The organism is Streptomyces sp. NPDC056580 (assembly GCF_042793175.1).
GTDB lineage: Bacteria > Actinomycetota > Actinomycetes > Streptomycetales > Streptomycetaceae > Streptomyces.
Genome location: NZ_JBHTVE010000016.1, coordinates 35479 through 50567, shown reverse-complemented (window position 1 = coordinate 50567; position 15089 = coordinate 35479). Strand labels below are relative to the sequence as shown.

Genomic DNA, 15089 nt, shown 5'->3' with positions numbered 1-15089 from the left:
AGTGGGTGGGGGTTGGCCCCCGGGTGGGGCCTCGACCAGATTCACACGGCCCAACACGCTGCGCATGTCGATCAGTTACGCAGCGTAGCCCGGGCTGCCTCGTCCGCCTCCCCACCTGCGCCGACGAGCCCGGAACGCATCCCCTGGAGCCGCGGCGCGAACCGCCGCATCTCCCGCTGGCCCACGGTGCCGATGAGCGCCGGCAGGTACCCGCGCACACCCTGCATGCCGCGCAGCCACCACTGCCCGTACACGTGCGCGGAGCGCCGCTCGATGCCGGCGACGATCCGGTCCACCGCAGGGCCCAGCGGGTACGTCTTGTTCGACGGCCACGGCAGCCGCTGCCTGAGTTCCCGCATGACGTCGTCCTGGTCGGCGCCGCGCACCATGTCGGTGTCGGTCCAGGACAGGTACCCGACGCCGACCCGGACGCCCTGGTAGCCGACCTCGGCCCGCAGACTGTGCGCGTAGGCCTCCACGCCCGACTTGGAGGCGCAGTAGGCCGACATCATCGGCGCCGGGGTGATGGCGGCGAGCGAGGCGATCTGCAGCAGATACCCCCGGCTCTCGACCAGCACCGGCAGGAACGCGCGGGCCGTCACCGCCGATCCGATCAGGTTCACCTCGATCACCCGCCGCCACGCCTCCGGGTCGGAGTCGATGAAGGGCCCCCCGGTCGCCACCCCGGCGTTGGCGACGACGATGTCGACCTTGCCGAACCGCGCCTTCACCTCCCGCGCCACCCGGCTCATCGCCTCGTGGTCGGTGACGTCCGCGTACCAGTGGGCGCTCTCGCCGTGCAGCCGCCCGGAGACCTCCTTGAGCGCGTCCTCCTCCAGCCCGACCAGCGCGACCCTGGCGCCGCGCGCGGAGAGCTTGCGGGCGAGCAACTCGCCGACGCCGCGCGCCGCTCCGGTGACGACGGCGACCTGTCCCTCGAGGCTGACCCTGCTCATGCGCCCTCCTTGATCTGCTGCACGACGTTGGGGTGGGAGTCGGGGGCGTTCCCCGTGACGTAGGTGGTGACGAGCTCCCGGATCCGCCCGGTCACCTGCTCCGGGGCCTCGACGGGAGACATGTGGCCGACGCCGGGCAGCTCGGTGAGACCGAGGCACCGCGGCAGGGCCGCGACCAGCGCGTGGGCGTGCGCGACGGGTGTGAGCCGGTCGGCGGCGCCGTGCACGACCGCGGTGGGCACCCGCAACTGCCGTACCCCGTGGTCGAGGTCGAGCGCCGCGAGCACGCCCGCCCAGGCATGGCGCACGGTGCGCGGGCAGGCGTGCACGATCCGCGCGCAGGCCTCCACCATGTGCGGCGCCGAACCGGCGCCCATGGTCCCGTACTTGAGGACGCGCATCGCCAGGGGCGTGACCGGGCCGAGCGGGGCGCGCGAGCTGAGCACGCGCCCGGTGAGCCAGGTGCGGGCCCGTCCGGCGCGCAGCGGCACCACGCGCGCCTCGGCGACCAGCCGGGAGCTGCCCGTGCTGCACAGCAGGGCGGCCGCGGCGTGCTCGCGGAAACGGGGGCGCGCGGAGGCGGCCATGACCGTCATCCCGCCCATGGAGTGGCCGACGACGACGGCCTTCTCCCCCGGCGCCAGGGTCCGGGCGAGCACCGCCTCCAGGTCGTCCGCCAGCGCCTCGGTGGTGCAGGCGTGGCTCGCCGGGCTGCGGCCGTGCCCACGCTGGTCGTAGGCGATCACCCGGTGGTCGGCCGCCAGCTCCCTGATCTGCGCCGCCCAGAAGGCGGTCGAGCAGGTCCAGCCATGGGCGAGGACGACGGGCGGGGCGTCCTCGGGGCCGTGCACCTCGGCGTGCAGCCGGGCGCCGTCGGCGGAGACGACGGTGAGGGTGCGGGCCGGGACCGGCGGGGCGTAGGGTCCTGAGGCCGTCGCGGTGGTCCGGCTCATACGGCCGCCTCGCTCTGCCGCCCGGTCACGGGGCCGGCGTCGGCGACGGAGGCGCCGGACCGCCGGACGACCTCGTACTCCGCCAGGTCGACCCGCCGGGTCGCGCGCCGGAACTCCGCCGTCGTACCGGGCCAGATGGTGGTGTTGCGGCCGCTCGGGTCGAGGTACCAGCTCGTGCAGCCGCCGGTGTTCCACACGGTCCGCTTCATGCGCTCCTGGACCTTGTGGTTCCAGGCGTCGACGGCGGCGGGCCGCGCGTCGAGGGCGGCGCGGCCTCCGAGCACGTCGAGCTGGCGCAGGTAGTCCGCCATGTAGTTGAGCTGGGACTCGATCATGAGGATCATCGAGGAGTTGCCGAGGCCGGTGTTGGGTCCGATGATCGTCATCCAGTTCGGGAACCCGGCGGCCGAGGCGCCGCGCAGCGCCCGCATGCCGCCCTTCCAGGTCTCGGCGAGCGTGACGCCCTCCGCCCCGACGACACGCTCGGCGATGGGCATGTCCGTGACGTGGAAGCCCGTGCCGAAGACGATCGCGTCGACCTCCACCTCGCTGCCGTCGGCCGCGACCAGCGTGGAGCCGCGGACCTCGCTGAGCCCGCTGGCGACCACGTCCACGTTGGGCCGGGCCAGCGCCGGGTAGTACTCGCTGGAGAGCAGGATCCGCTTGCAGCCGATGCGGTAGTCGGGGGTCAGCTTGGCGCGCAGCGCCGGGTCCTTCACGGCGCGGCCCATGTTCCGCTTGGCGAGCTGCTCGACCAGGCCGAGTTCGTCGGGGTGCTTGGTGAACGCCTGCACCTGCAGCTCCCGGATGCCCCACAGCACCCCGCGCCTGAGCCGGGTGGTGAACGGCAGCGCCTGGTGCAGCCGGCGTTCGGCCGCGCTGATGGCGCGGTCCATGCGCGGCATCACCCAGGGCGGGGTGCGCTGGAAGAGCGTGAGCCGGCCGACCTGGCGCTGGATGGCGGGCACGATCTGGATGGCGGAGGCCCCGGTGCCGACCATGGCGACGCGCTTGCCCCGCAGGTCGTAGTCGTGGTCCCAGCGGGCCGAGTGGAACACCTTGCCGGGGAAGGACTCCAGCCCGGGGATCTCGGGGATCTTCGGGTCGGACAGCGGCCCGGTGGCGGAGACCACGACGTCGGCGGTGAGCGTGCCCCGCGCGGTCTCGATCTCCCAGCGCAGCCGCTCGCCGTCCCACCGCATCACCTTCACCTCGGCGCCGAAGCGGATGTGCGGGCGCAGCCCGAAGAGGTCGGTGACGTGCTCCAGGTAGGCGCGGATGTGCTGCTGCCCGGAGAAGGTGCGCGGCCAGTCGGGGTTGGGCGCGAAGGAGAAGGAGTACAGGTGGGAGGGCACGTCGCAGGCGCACCCGGGGTAGCTGTTGTCCCGCCAGGTGCCGCCGACGCTGTCGGCCCGCTCCAGGACGACGAAGTCGGTGATCCCCTCGCGGCGCAGCCGCACCGCGGCCCCGAGTCCGCCGAAACCGGACCCGATCACCGCCACCCGTACATGCTCGTGCTCGGCCATCCCGAAGCCTCCACGCATCGCCTTGACTCTGCCAGTGAACACTGGCGCAATGGGACTGTAGAGCAGCGGCGTACCGAGCGGTAGGGGGCGGGAAAGGGAAAGTTACCGGCGGTACAACATAGGCTGCGACCGTGACGGACGACGGCGGACACGAGGACGAGCAGGGCGGCGCGGCGCGCGAGTACCGCATGGAGGAACTGGCCCGCCTGGCCGGCATCACCGTGCGCACCCTGCGCTTCTACCGCGAACGCAAGCTGCTCCCGCCGCCCCGCCGCGAGGGCCGCATCGCCTGGTACGACGACCACCACCTGGCCCGCCTGCGCACCATCGCAGCCCTGCTGGAGCGCGGCCACACCCTCACCGGCATCGCGGAACTCGCCGAGGCCCTCGACCAGGGCCGCGACGTCGCCGACCTCCTCGGCGTCGGCGCCCCCACCGAGGAGGAGCCGGTCCGCCTCACCCCCGAGGAACTCGCCGCCCGCTTCGAGGGCGAGGTCACCCCGGAGAACCTGGCCGCCGCCATGGACCTGGGCTACCTGGGCACCGACGGCGACGAGATCGTGCACATCAGCCGCCGCCTGCTGGACGTCTCCTCCGCCCTGGTCCGCGAGGGCATACCCCTGGCGGAGGTCCTGGCGGCCGGCAAGCGCGTCCGCGAACACGCCGACGCCCTCGCCACCCTCTTCACCGACATGATCCTCCGCCACGCCCCCGAGGAGGACCTCCACCGCCTGCGCCCCCTGGCCCGCAGCGTCGTCGAGGCGGAACTCTCCCTGGCCCTGGACCGGCGGATCAGCAAGCGGGGCTGAGCGGGCCCCCGGCGGGCGTCTGGAGGTCGTACACCACGGTCACCGGCGCGTGGTCGCTCCACCGCTCGGCGTGCGTGGCCGCGCGCTCGACGAACGCCTTGACCGCCCGGTCCGCGAGCCCCTGGGTGGCCGCGTGGAGGTCGATCCGCCATCCGGAGTCGTTGTCGAAGGCACGCCCCCGGTACGACCACCACGTGTACGGGCCCTCGGCGTCCGGGTGCAGGGCGCGCACGACGTCCACGTAGCCGCCGTCCCCGGCGGCGAGGACCCGGGTGAGCCACTGGCGCTCCTCCGGGAGGAAGCCCGAGTTCTTGGTGTTGCCGCGCCAGTTCCTGAGGTCGGCCTGCTGGTGGGCGATGTTCCAGTCACCGCAGACCAGCACGTGCCGTCCGTCGGCGGCGGCCCGTTCGCGCAGCTCCTTGAGGTGCGCGAGGAACTCGCCCATGAAGCGGAGCTTCTCGTCCTGGCGCTCGGTGCCCACCTCGCCGGAGGGGAGGTAGAGGGAGGCGACGGTGACACCGGGCAGATCGGCCTCCACGTAGCGCCCGCTGCCGTCGAACTCGGCCGAGCCGAAGCCGATCCGCACGCGGTCGGGTTCGCGGCGCGTGTACAGGGAGACGCCCGCGCGCCCCTTGGCGGCGGCCGGGGCGTGCACCACGTGCCAGCCGTCGGGCTGCCGGACCTCCTCCGGCAGCTGGTGCGGCTCGGCGCGCACCTCCTGCAGGCAGACCACGTCCGCGGAGGTCCGGGCCAGCCACTCCACGAAGCCCTTCTTGGCGGCGGCCCGCAGTCCGTTCACGTTCACCGAGGTCACAGTCAGCACCAGGGCAGGTTACCGGCACACTGGTCGAGGTCAGTCTTCCCCTATGCATAGAAGTACGATGCCCAGTATGAATATTCGTCGTGTCCGTTTCGACCACCCCGACGCCGTCAAGCTCAACGACGAGGTCCAGGCCGAGTACCACCTGCGCTACGGCGACGGCGGCGACGCCACGGTGCTCGACGCCACCGACTTCGACTCGCCCAGGGGCGCGTACCTGATCGCGTACGACGAGCGCGACCGGCCGGTCGCCACCGGCGGCTGGCGCAGCCAGGACAGCAACGGCGAGGGCAACGAGGACGGCGACGCCGAGCTCAAGCGCATGTTCGTGGTGGTGCAGATGCGCGGCCGGGGCCTCGCACGGCGCATCCTCGCGGCCCTGGAGGAGGACGCCCGCATGGCCGGCCGCGTCCGCATGGTCCTGGAGACCGGCACCAAGCAGCCGGAGGCCATCGCCCTGTACACGTCGAGCGGTTACGAGCCCTGCGCCAAGTTCGGCTACTACCGCCACCACGAGGAGAGCCTCTGCTACGCGAAGCGGCTGTGAACACGATGAAGCCCCAGTCGGCTTTCGCCGACTGGGGCTTCATGATGCGTGGACCTGAGGGGATTTGAACCCCTGGCCCCCTCGATGCGAACGAGGTGCGCTACCGGACTGCGCCACAGGCCCTTGCAACGAGTGAAACTCTAGCATCCCCGTCGGGGTGCTTGGAAATCCGTTCCCTGACTGGTCAGGGCGGACTTCCCGGGGTGACGGCTGTCACTCGTTGGCCGCGCGCGGACGGTCGCCGTCCTCGTACTGGTCGAAGAGCGGGGTGCGTCCGCGGTCCCGCGTCCGGCGCGCGGCGGCCGGCCCGGAGGCGGTCCCGCGCGAGTGGGTCCGGGCGTGCGGGACGGAGTCGCCGCGACCGTCCCCCGGCCCGCCCCCGGCGGCGGCCGGCCGGTCCGCCCCGGCGTCCGGAGCGGCGCCGTCCTGCTCCGGCACCAGGGGGCCGGAGCGCGCCGAACTCCAGGTGTCGGGCGCGCCGAGGTCGACCCCGGAGGCGGCCCGGGGCGCGACCGGTGCGGTCACATAGGTGGGCAGCGGCACGGGGACCGGGTCCCAGCTGTCGCCCTGGCCGGGCCGGCGCTGCCGCTCGCGCTGCTGGTCGACCCACTCGGCGTGGTCGGTCTGCTCGACGAGGGCGCGGCGGTCGGCGGCGAGCGCGGACATGCCGGGGTCGGTCGCGGTGGCCGGCTCCTCGTCCGGTTCGCCGGCGGCCGGGCCGGCGTCCAGGGGCGCGCGCCGGCGCGGCTGACGCTCGCGCAGGCTGCGGGCGGCGTCCTCGGCGCGGCGGCGGTCCATCTGGTAGGCGAACCGGCGGCGTTCCTGGATGCGCAGGTAGGCGATGTACCCGCTGAGCATGAGCGCGGGCACGCCGGGCGCCCAGAGGAAGGCGAGGCCGCCGACCGCGGCGACGATGGCGCCGGCGGTGAAGGCGAGGAAGAGCATCACGGTGGTGCGCCGACGGCGCGCGAGCACCTTCGAGCGCCGGGCACGCGCTGCGGCCGCCTGCGCCGAGGCCGTGTTCCGGGGGGCGGGCACCCGCGCCTGCCCCTGGGCCTGTGCCTCCCCTTGCGCCTGCGCCTGCGCGGGCACGGACACGGAGCCCGTCGCGGAGCCGGACGCGGGGGCGGCGGACCTGGGCGGGGAGGTGGACGACTGGGGCGCCTGACCGTCGGGCCGGTCGCGTGCCGGTTCCGCCGGGTCCGCCTGCTCGGCCGGGTCCGCCTGCTCGGGCCCGGTCTCGGCGTGGACCTGACGGCGGGTCGGAGGCATGGCGAAGGCCCGGACGTCCACCGAGTCGGTGACGGCGTCCGGTTCACCGGCGTCCGGCTCCCCCTCCTGGGTGGAGCGCGCCCGCAGGTCCTTGGCGTACCGGCGCTCCATGCCCGCCCGTCCGGACAGCAGCCGGATGGCGGTGCTGAAGCGTTCCGTCGGACGGGCCTCGTTCAGCTCGTCCTGCCTACGGAGCCACATCGGCACCAAGTAGGCGGCCCAGGCCCCGACGATGACTGCGTAGATGAGGCCGCTGCTGCTCACGTCTCACACGGTAGAGGGGTTTGCGTGAGGCCATCCGCCAATTGGAGCGGTGTGTCGCACGATCAGGCTGATATTTCGAGCTTTTTTTGCGACCGATGCGATCAGTGGACCACGGAAGTCGCGAATTGAATGACCCCGGAAGGGTCACCCGGCGATCAATTTCGAACACATATTCAATTTCCGGGTCAGGCGGGATTCCGAGGGGTGTTCTCGTGCCGCCCCCGCCCGGAGCGTGCCCGCTGCCAGCGCCCGAGCAGCCCCTCGGGCACCTCCTCCGCCGTGAGCGCGTAGACGAGGTGGTCGCGCCAGGCCCCGTCGATGTGCAGATAACGCGGCCGCAGCCCCTCCTCGCGGAATCCGAGTTTCTCCACGACCCGGCGGCTGGGCCGGTTCTCCGGGCGAATGCAGACCTCGAGGCGGTGCAGGCCGACGGTGCGGAAACAGTGGTCGACCGCGAGCGCGACCGCCGTCGGCATCACCCCGCGCCCGGCCACCGCCTCGTCCACCCAGTACCCGACGTGCCCCGAGCACATCGACCCCCAGGTGATCCCGGCGACCGTCAACTGCCCGACGAGCTGCCCCTGGTACTCGATGACGAACGGCAGCATCCGGCCCGCGTTGGCCTCGGACCTGAGGTGCCGGACCATCTGCCGGTACGTCGGCCGGTGGGTGATCGGCCCGCTCGGTGTGGGCGGCGGGATGGTGGCCTCCCAGGGGCGCAGCCAGTCCCGGTTGCGCCGGTTGACCTCACGCCAGACCCGCTGGTCGCGCAGCTTTATCGGCCGGAGGACGACATCGCCGTCCGCCAGCACGACGGGCCAGGACGCGCTGTTCAGCTCGCACCCCCAGTGCCGGTCCCGGGTCTGGGGTGGTCACCGCCGCGGAGCTGGTCGACGGCGTGCACCAGCAGCGGCTCCAGGACGGCGAGCCCGTCCCGGACCCCACCGCTGGAACCCGGCAGATTGACGATCAGCGTCCGCTCCGCCACCCCGGCCAGCCCGCGGGAGAGCGCGGCGGTGGGCACCTTCTCCCGGCCGAACGCCCGGACGGCCTCGGCGATGCCGGGCACCTCGCGGTCGATCACCAGGCGGGTCGCCTCGGGTGTGCGGTCGGTGGGCGAGATGCCGGTGCCGCCGGTGGTCACGACCACGTCGTAGCCGGCCGCCACGGCCTCCCGCAGCGCCGCCGCCATGGGGTCCCCGTCGGGCACGACCCGCGGCCCGTCGACGGCGAACCCGAGACCCCGGAGGGCCTCGGCGATCAGTGGGCCGCCCTTGTCCTCGTAGACCCCGGCGGCGGCCCGGTTGGAGGCGGTGACGACCAGCGCGCGGTACGTTCCGCCGCTCATGCCCGGCCCCAGTCGCCCGACTTGCCGCCCGTCTTCTCCTCCACGCGTACGTCCGTGATGACCGCTCCCTTGTCGACCGCCTTGACCATGTCGATCACGGTGAGCGCGGCGACCGTCACCGCGGTGAGGGCCTCCATCTCGACGCCCGTGCGGTCCGTGGTCTTCACGGTGGCCTCGATCCGCACGGCGTCGTCCGCGACCGACAGGTCCAGTTTCACACCGGACACCGACAACGGGTGGCACAGCGGGATGAGGTCGGGGGTGCGCTTGGCACCCATGATGCCCGCGATGCGCGCGGTGGCCAGGGCGTCGCCCTTGGGGACGCCCTCGCCGCGCAGCAGTTCCACCACCCGGGGCGAGACGAGTACCCGGCCGCTCGCGCGCGCGGTGCGGGCGGTCACGTCCTTGCCGGAGACGTCGACCATGCGGGCCGCGCCCGCCTCGTCGATGTGCGTCAGTCGGTCCTGTGCGGCGGCTCCGGGGGTGTCCCCCCGGGAAGGCTCAGTCATGCTGTGTGGCGCTCCCGGTCCGGGCCCGTGGCGGTGCGGTCGCACGGGCCTGCTGTGCGCGACACGGTACCGCCAAGCCGGACCGGGCACCGGGCCAGGACCCCTGGGGGCCGCTCAGCCCAGCAGCACGACCTCGACCTCGGCGCCCGGCTCGACGGAGTCCGCGTCCTCGGGGACGACGATCAGCGCGTCGGCGTGCGCCAGCGCCGCGACGAGGTGGGAACCGGCGCCGCCCACGGGGGTCACCTTGCCGTCGGCGTAGCTGCCGCGCAGGAACTGCCGCCGCCCCTTGGGCGAGCGCAGCGGCGCGTCCGCCGTGAGGGTGGCCCTGGCCCGGGGCCGGTGGACGTCGTCCAGGCCCATCAGGGTGCGGATGGCCGGGCGGACGAACAGCTCGAAGGAGACGTACGACGAGACGGGGTTGCCGGGCAGGGCCAGCAGCGGGGTGTGGTCGGGGCCGATGGAGCCGAAGCCCTGGGGCTTGCCGGGCTGCATGGCGAGCTTGCGGAACTCCACCCCGCTGCCCGGCTCGTCCTCGTCCCCGGCGTACGACAGCGCCTCCTTGACGACGTCGTACGCCCCGACGCTCACCCCGCCGGTGGTGACCAGCAGGTCGGCGCGGATGAGCTGGTCCTCGATGGTGGACCGGAGGACGTCGGCGTCGTCGGCGACGGCGCCGACCCGGTAGGCGATGGCTCCGGCGTCCCGGGCGGCCGCGGTGAGGGCGAAGCTGTTGGAGTCGTAGATCTGGCCGTTGGCCAGTGCCTCGCCGGGCTGGACGAGTTCGCTGCCGGTGGACAGCACGACCACGCGCGGGCGCGGGCGGACCCGCACCGTGCCCCGGCCGATCGCCGCCAGCAGGGCGATCTGGGGCGGGCCGAGGACCGTGCCGGCCTCCAGGGCCAGGGCGCCGGCCTTCACGTCGCTGCCCTTGGCCCGCACGTGCGCGCGTGCCTCGGCGGGCCGGTGCACGCGCACCTGCCCCTCGGCGCCCTCGGGCGCCAGGCTGCGCGACCGCATCCCGGTGACGGGTCCCGCGCCGAGCCCGCCGTCGGTCCACTCGACGGGGACGACGGCCTCGGCGCCGGGCGGCAGCGGGGCGCCGGTCATGATGCGGGCGGCCTGGCCGGGCCCGATCCGCACGGGCACGCCCGGGCCCGCCGCGACGTCGCCGACGACCTCGAGGACGGCCGGGAACTCCTCACTTGCGCCCTCGACGTCCGCGACCCGCACCGCGTACCCGTCCATGGAGCTGTTGTCGAACGGCGGCAGGGAGACCGGCACCGTGATGTCGTCGACGAGGACGCAGCCCAGGGCGTCGAGCAGTTGCAGCTCGATGGGTTCGAGGGGGCGGATGCTGCCGAGGATGTCCTGCAGGTGGTCGTCCACCGACCACAGGTCGTCCGGGCCGGCGGGGCGGGTCGCGGCGCTGCTCAACGTTGCTGCATCTCCTCGGCTACGTAACTGCGGAGCCAGGTCCGGAAGTCCGGGCCCAGGTCCTCACGTTCGCACGCCAGTCTGACAATGGCACGCAGGTAGTCGCCACGGTCGCCGGTGTCGTAGCGGCGGCCCTCGAAGACGACGCCGTGCACCGGGCCGCCGACCTTCTCGTCCTCGGTGAGCTGCTGGAGGGCGTCGGTGAGCTGGATCTCGCCGCCGCGGCCGGGCTCGGTCTTGCGGAGTATGTCGAAGACGTGCGGGTCGAGGACGTAGCGGCCGATGATCGCGTAGTTGGACGGGGCATCGGCCGGGTCGGGCTTCTCGACCAGTCCGGTCACCTTGACCACGTCGCTGTCGGGGGTGGCCTCCACGGCCGCGCTGCCGTAGAGGTGGATCTGCTCGGGCGCCACCTCCATGAGCGCGATCACACTGCCGCCGTGCTGCTCCTGGACCTCGATCATGCGCTGGAGCAGCGGGTCTCGGGGGTCGATCAGGTCGTCGCCGAGGAGCACGGCGAAGGGCTCCTGGCCGACGTGCGGGGCCGCGCAGAGCACGGCGTGGCCGAGGCCCCTGGGGTCGCCCTGGCGCACGTAGTGCATGGTGGCCAGGTCGCTGGACTCCTGCACCTTCGCGAGCCGCTCGGCGTCGCCCTTCTTCTCGAGCGCCGATTCGAGCTCGTAGTTGCGGTCGAAGTGGTCCTCGAGGGGACGCTTGTTGCGTCCCGTGATCATGAGGACGTCGTCGAGCCCCGCCGACACGGCCTCCTCGACCACGTACTGGATCGCCGGCTTGTCCACGACCGGCAGCATCTCCTTGGGAGTGGCCTTGGTGGCCGGCAGGAACCGGGTGCCGAGGCCTGCTGCGGGAATGACAGCCTTGCTGATCCTGGGGTGCGCCTGAGTCATGGCCGCAACCTTATCCGGTGCCTTTGCGGGGAATCCGCGGCTCCGGCCAATTGGCCCTCATATGAGCAGATTAAGAGAAGGGTGCAGAACGACCAGTGGAACACGACGGACGCGCGGCCGAGCCTGACAAGCGAACGTTGCGGCGGGGGTTCCTCGCGGTGAGGAACGGGTTGCCGGAGGATGTCGTCCGGGCGGCGGCCGACGCGCTGGCCCGGCACGCCCTGGAGCTGCCGGAACTGGCGGACGCGCGCATGGTGGCAGCCTACGTCTCCGTCGGCGGGGAGCCCGGCACGCTCGCGCTGCTGGACGCGTTGCGCGCGCGGGGCGTGCGCGTGCTGCTTCCCGCGCTCCTGCCCGACAACGACCTGGACTGGGGCGAGTACACCGGTCCCGGCTCCCTCGCGCGGATTCAACATGGCGGAAAAATGGCCCTGTTCGAGCCCGCCGGCGAGCGTCTCGGCCCGGCCGCGGTGACCGGCGCGGACGTCGTCCTGCTGCCGGGGCTCGCGGTCGACGCGCGCGGGATGCGCCTGGGGCGCGGCGGAGGGTCGTACGACCGGGTGCTCGCGCGCCTGGAGCGCGCGGGCGCGGGGCCGGCGCTGGTGGTGCTGCTCTACGACGCCGAGGTGGTCGACCGGGTTCCGGCCGAGGCCCACGACCGGCCCGTGCACGCGGTGGTGACGCCGTCGGGCGTGCGCCGCTTCACTGGGGCCTAGAACCCCTGGTACGCGGAACGGCCCTCCACGCGCGCGTGGAGGGCCGTTCGTGCGTCAGTGGCTCACGGCCTGAGGACGAGGGTGTCCTTCGTGCTCTTGCCGACCGCCGCGTCCGAGAAGGCCCAGGGCAGCAGCTCGCCCTTGGCCCACTTGCCGGTCTGGTCCGTGTAGTGCGCGCTGAAGGCGTGCCCGGAGGCGCCGGTCAGGTTGATCCACTTGGACTTGTCGAGGTCGGCGAGGTTGACCACCATCCGCATGGACGGGACCCACACGACGTTGTAGCCGCCGGCGGCGTTCCAGCCGGAGGCGTTGACGGTGGCCTCGCCGCCGCTGAGCTTCCAGGGACCGCGGTTGAGGACGTACTGCAGGGCCTTGGGGCCCGCGGTGCCGAGCGTCTGGTTCTTCAGGAACAGGCGGTGCAGCCGGCCCCAGCTCCAGGTGTCGATGTCCTTGCCGAGCTTGGAGGTCAGCTCCCAGCGGGCGTCGATCATGGCGCGGGCGAACAGGGTGTCACGGTCGGTCGCCGCGGGACGCGTGCCGCGCTCGGGCGTCTTCCACCAGTCGCTGTCCGGCTTGTCCATCAGCTTGCGCACGACCTCGAACCAGCGGTCGCCGCCGTCGGGCTGCGCCTGGTCGGCGTCGCGCTCACCGCACTCGCGCACCTTGCCGTCGTCGTCGACCGGCCCGGTGCTGTCGGTCTTGTCGACCCACAGGCACTGGCCCTTGACGCGCAGCTCCTTGGGAAGCTTGTTGCCGAAGGCGAGCTTGAGGATGTTGCGCCAGACGGCGTTGAAGTATGCGGCGGCCGCGGAGTCGGCGTCCTGGGTGTAGTCCCAGCCCTCCAGCAGCTTCTGGGCGTCGCGGACCGACTTGTCGTCCAGGTTGATCTTCAGCAGCTTGGGCACCAGGCGGCTGGCGATCTGGTTGCTGTTGTCCATCTGCATCTGGCGCATGTCGTCGGTGGAGATCCTGCCGCCGTCCTTGATCTTGGACTCGATCAGGTCGGTGATGCGCTGGCTGCGGGTGCCGTAGCCCCAGTCGGTGGTCAGCGTGTACGGGTACTTGTCCTTGTCGACCACGGCCTGGTTCGCGGTGACGATGTAGCCGCGCTCGGGGTTGTACTCGTAGGGCAGCTCGTCCTGCTTGATGAAGCCGGTCCAGCGGTACTTGGCGTCCCAGCCGGGCACCGGGACGGAGCCGTCGGTGGACGAGGAGCGCGTGGGGATCCTGCCGGGCAGCGTGTAGCCGATGTTGTCCTTGGTGTCGGCGTAGATCAGGTTCTGCGAGGGCACGTCGAACAGGGCGGCCGCCGCGCGGAAGTCACTCCAGCCGGCCGCCTTGTCGAGGGCGAACACGGCGTCCATCGAGGTGCCCGGGTCGAGCGCGGTCCACCTCAGGGCGATGCCGTAGCCGTCGCCGCGGTCGGGGGCCGCGGTGTTGACCGTGGCCCGCCGGCCGACCTGGACGAGTTCGTCGTCGCGGTCGGACAGCAGAGGCATCCCGTCGGCGGTCTGGCGCACGACGATCTTCTTGGCCGCACCGCCGGCGACCCTGATGGTCTCCTCGCGGGTCTTGAAGGACCGCACCTTGCCGTCGTACAGGTAGCCCTGGCCGGAGAGCTTCTCCAGGTACAGGTCGCTGACGTCGACCCCGGAGTTCGTCATGCCCCAGGCGATGTCCGCGTTGTGGCCGATGATCACACCGGGCATACCGGCGAAGGTGTAGCCGCTGACGTCGTACTGGCACTTGGCCGAGACGCTGCGGCAGTGCAGGCCCATCTGGTACCAGACGGACGGCAGCGACGCCGACAGGTGCGGGTCGTTGGCGAGCAGCGGCTTCTTGGTGATGGTGTACTTCCCGGCGACCACCCAGGAGTTGGAGCCGATGCCCTGGCCGTTCACGCCGACGGCGGCGGGAACGTTGTCCAGGACCTTGTAGAGGCCCTCCAGCTGGCTGGTGAGGGCGGAGCCGGCGGTGCCCTGCGTCCCGGCCGTGCCCGTGCGGGCCGTCCCCGTGCCCGTGGTGCCCTGGGTTCCGCCTGTGCCCGTGCCCGTCGTGCCCGTGCCTGCCGTGCCCGTGCCCGTCGTGCCCTGGGAGCCGGCCGCGGCGCCGCTCTGCTGGAAGGCCCGGGACAGCTCGCTGTACTGCCCCTCCTGCACGATCGGCTTGTTGCGGCTGTAGGGGTACTCCGGGTAGAGATCGGCGATCTGCTGGGCGTCCAGGCGGCTGGTCATCAGGGCGCGGTCGATCTCGTCCTGCATGTTGCCGCGCAGGTCCCAGGCCATCGCCTTCAGCCAGGAGACCGAGTCGACCGGGGTCCACTGGGCGGGCCTGTAGTCGTTGGTGAAGCCGAGGGCGGCGTACTCGAGGGAGATCTCCGCGCCGTCCTTGCCCTTGAGGTAGGCGTTGACGCCCTTGGCGTAGGCCTGGAGGTACTTCTTCGTGGAGGCCGACAGCTTTGAGTCGTACTCCTGCTTCGCGACCCGGTCCCAGCCGAGCGTGCGCAGGAACTCGTCGTTCTTGACCTGGCTCTTGCCGAACATCTCCGACAGGCGTCCGGAGGTCAGGTGGCGGCGCACGTCCATCTCGTAGAACCGGTCCTGCGCCTGGACGTAGCCCTGCGCCATGAACAGGTCCTCGTCGGAGGACGCGTAGATCTGCGGGATGCCGTTGCCGTCCCGTTCGACGTCGACGGGGCCCGACAGGCCGTCGAGCGTGATCGAGCCCTTGGTCTGCGGGAAGGAGGCGCGGACCGTGCTGATCGACCAGTACGACCCGTAGGCGATGCCGCCGACGAGGGCCAGGACGAGCACCAGCACGAGGAGCTTGGCCTTACGCCCCTTCTTCCTCCCGGACGTACTGGGCGCGACACCCGTCGTCGCGGTGTCACCCGTTGTGGCGGTGGTGTTGGGGGGCATCGCTGTCCTTGCTGTCCTAACGCGAGCGGCAGGCGGTCCTGGAGTGCTGGAGCAACCATAGGCGCAGGGCCCGATCGCACTTGACGCGGAGTCGGGAACCGGCACG

The 15089-nt window shown here is 72.3% G+C and carries 14 protein-coding genes and 1 tRNA gene; 3 read left to right on the top strand and 12 right to left on the bottom strand.

Features of this window, described 5'->3' with window-relative positions:
• Nucleotides 1–71: 71 nt before the first annotated feature.
• From ACFQ9Z_RS31155 to ACFQ9Z_RS31145, 3 genes are read right to left on the bottom strand one after another with little or no spacing between them, the layout of a single operon-like run.
• Complete coding sequence (locus tag ACFQ9Z_RS31155; RefSeq protein WP_383026704.1) at nucleotides 72–956, bottom strand: SDR family oxidoreductase; 885 nt, start codon at nucleotides 954–956, stop codon at nucleotides 72–74.
• The gene (locus tag ACFQ9Z_RS31150; RefSeq protein WP_383026701.1) at nucleotides 953–1909 is read right to left on the bottom strand and encodes an alpha/beta fold hydrolase; all 957 of its coding nucleotides are present in this window, start codon (nucleotides 1907–1909) and stop codon (nucleotides 953–955) included. The genes ACFQ9Z_RS31155 and ACFQ9Z_RS31150 overlap by 4 nt, the downstream gene beginning before the upstream one ends.
• Nucleotides 1906–3435, bottom strand: coding sequence for a flavin-containing monooxygenase (locus ACFQ9Z_RS31145; protein ID WP_383026696.1), 1530 nt, complete (start codon nucleotides 3433–3435; stop codon nucleotides 1906–1908). The genes ACFQ9Z_RS31150 and ACFQ9Z_RS31145 overlap by 4 nt, the downstream gene beginning before the upstream one ends.
• Before the next feature lie 188 nt (nucleotides 3436–3623).
• Between ACFQ9Z_RS31145 and ACFQ9Z_RS31140 the strand changes: the two genes are divergently transcribed.
• Nucleotides 3624–4244 carry a MerR family transcriptional regulator gene (locus ACFQ9Z_RS31140; RefSeq protein ID WP_383027155.1) on the top strand — a complete coding sequence of 207 codons (621 nt, stop codon included), beginning with the start codon at nucleotides 3624–3626 and terminating at the stop codon, nucleotides 4242–4244.
• Here the strand turns inward: ACFQ9Z_RS31140 and ACFQ9Z_RS31135 are convergent.
• Nucleotides 4228–5067, bottom strand: coding sequence for an exodeoxyribonuclease III (locus tag ACFQ9Z_RS31135; RefSeq protein ID WP_383026693.1), 840 nt, complete (start codon nucleotides 5065–5067; stop codon nucleotides 4228–4230). The genes ACFQ9Z_RS31140 and ACFQ9Z_RS31135 overlap by 17 nt on opposite strands.
• Before the next feature lie 67 nt (nucleotides 5068–5134).
• Between ACFQ9Z_RS31135 and ACFQ9Z_RS31130 the strand changes: the two genes are divergently transcribed.
• Nucleotides 5135–5611 carry a GNAT family N-acetyltransferase gene (locus tag ACFQ9Z_RS31130; protein WP_383026687.1) on the top strand — a complete coding sequence of 159 codons (477 nt, stop codon included), beginning with the start codon at nucleotides 5135–5137 and terminating at the stop codon, nucleotides 5609–5611.
• A 49-nt stretch (nucleotides 5612–5660) separates the two neighbouring features.
• Here the strand turns inward: ACFQ9Z_RS31130 and ACFQ9Z_RS31125 are convergent.
• The 7 genes from ACFQ9Z_RS31125 to galU form a co-directional block, all read right to left on the bottom strand.
• Nucleotides 5661–5734 (bottom strand) — tRNA-Ala (locus tag ACFQ9Z_RS31125).
• A 90-nt stretch (nucleotides 5735–5824) separates the two neighbouring features.
• A complete protein-coding gene (glpR, locus tag ACFQ9Z_RS31120; RefSeq protein ID WP_383026684.1) occupies nucleotides 5825–7147 on the bottom strand; it encodes a gephyrin-like molybdotransferase receptor GlpR in 1323 nt (440 codons plus the stop codon).
• Between the two features lie 185 nt (nucleotides 7148–7332).
• Entirely contained in the window at nucleotides 7333–7959 is a 627-nt protein-coding gene (locus ACFQ9Z_RS31115) for a GNAT family N-acetyltransferase (protein WP_383026680.1), read from the bottom strand.
• Nucleotides 7960–7979: 20 nt separating this feature from the next.
• Nucleotides 7980–8495, bottom strand: coding sequence for a molybdenum cofactor biosynthesis protein B (locus ACFQ9Z_RS31110; protein WP_383026676.1), 516 nt, complete (start codon nucleotides 8493–8495; stop codon nucleotides 7980–7982).
• Complete coding sequence (gene moaC / locus ACFQ9Z_RS31105) at nucleotides 8492–9004, bottom strand: cyclic pyranopterin monophosphate synthase MoaC (protein WP_143631129.1); 513 nt, start codon at nucleotides 9002–9004, stop codon at nucleotides 8492–8494. Before moaC ends, ACFQ9Z_RS31110 begins: the two co-directional genes overlap by 4 nt.
• Nucleotides 9005–9118: 114 nt before the next feature.
• Nucleotides 9119–10441 (bottom strand): gephyrin-like molybdotransferase Glp, encoded by a 1323-nt coding sequence (gene glp / locus ACFQ9Z_RS31100; protein WP_383026672.1) that lies wholly within the window; start codon nucleotides 10439–10441, stop codon nucleotides 9119–9121.
• Nucleotides 10438–11349 (bottom strand): UTP--glucose-1-phosphate uridylyltransferase GalU, encoded by a 912-nt coding sequence (galU, locus tag ACFQ9Z_RS31095; protein WP_383026667.1) that lies wholly within the window; start codon nucleotides 11347–11349, stop codon nucleotides 10438–10440. Before galU ends, glp begins: the two co-directional genes overlap by 4 nt.
• A gap of 95 nt (nucleotides 11350–11444) precedes the next feature.
• On the opposite strand from galU, the gene ACFQ9Z_RS31090 reads away from it, so the two are divergent.
• On the top strand, nucleotides 11445–12065 hold the full coding sequence (locus ACFQ9Z_RS31090) for a 5-formyltetrahydrofolate cyclo-ligase (protein WP_383026663.1): 621 nt from the start codon (nucleotides 11445–11447) through the stop codon (nucleotides 12063–12065).
• A gap of 62 nt (nucleotides 12066–12127) precedes the next feature.
• Here the strand turns inward: ACFQ9Z_RS31090 and ACFQ9Z_RS31085 are convergent, their stop codons facing one another.
• Nucleotides 12128–14983: a penicillin acylase family protein gene (locus tag ACFQ9Z_RS31085; protein WP_383026659.1), complete on the bottom strand. Its 2856-nt coding sequence runs from the start codon at nucleotides 14981–14983 to the stop codon at nucleotides 12128–12130.
• Nucleotides 14984–15089: the final 106 nt, after the last annotated feature.

Coding starts and splice junctions, on each gene's coding strand:
- ACFQ9Z_RS31085 (WP_383026659.1), bottom strand. CDS start 14,983: ATGCCCCCCAACACCACCGCCACAACGGGTGACACCGCGACGACGGGT.
- ACFQ9Z_RS31140 (WP_383027155.1), top strand. CDS start 3,624: ATGGAGGAACTGGCCCGCCTGGCCGGCATCACCGTGCGCACCCTGCGC.
- ACFQ9Z_RS31155 (WP_383026704.1), bottom strand. CDS start 956: ATGAGCAGGGTCAGCCTCGAGGGACAGGTCGCCGTCGTCACCGGAGCG.
- ACFQ9Z_RS31145 (WP_383026696.1), bottom strand. CDS start 3,435: ATGGCCGAGCACGAGCATGTACGGGTGGCGGTGATCGGGTCCGGTTTC.
- galU (WP_383026667.1), bottom strand. CDS start 11,349: ATGACTCAGGCGCACCCCAGGATCAGCAAGGCTGTCATTCCCGCAGCA.
- ACFQ9Z_RS31110 (WP_383026676.1), bottom strand. CDS start 8,495: ATGAGCGGCGGAACGTACCGCGCGCTGGTCGTCACCGCCTCCAACCGG.
- moaC (WP_143631129.1), bottom strand. CDS start 9,004: ATGACTGAGCCTTCCCGGGGGGACACCCCCGGAGCCGCCGCACAGGAC.
- ACFQ9Z_RS31130 (WP_383026687.1), top strand. CDS start 5,135: ATGAATATTCGTCGTGTCCGTTTCGACCACCCCGACGCCGTCAAGCTC.
- ACFQ9Z_RS31150 (WP_383026701.1), bottom strand. CDS start 1,909: ATGAGCCGGACCACCGCGACGGCCTCAGGACCCTACGCCCCGCCGGTC.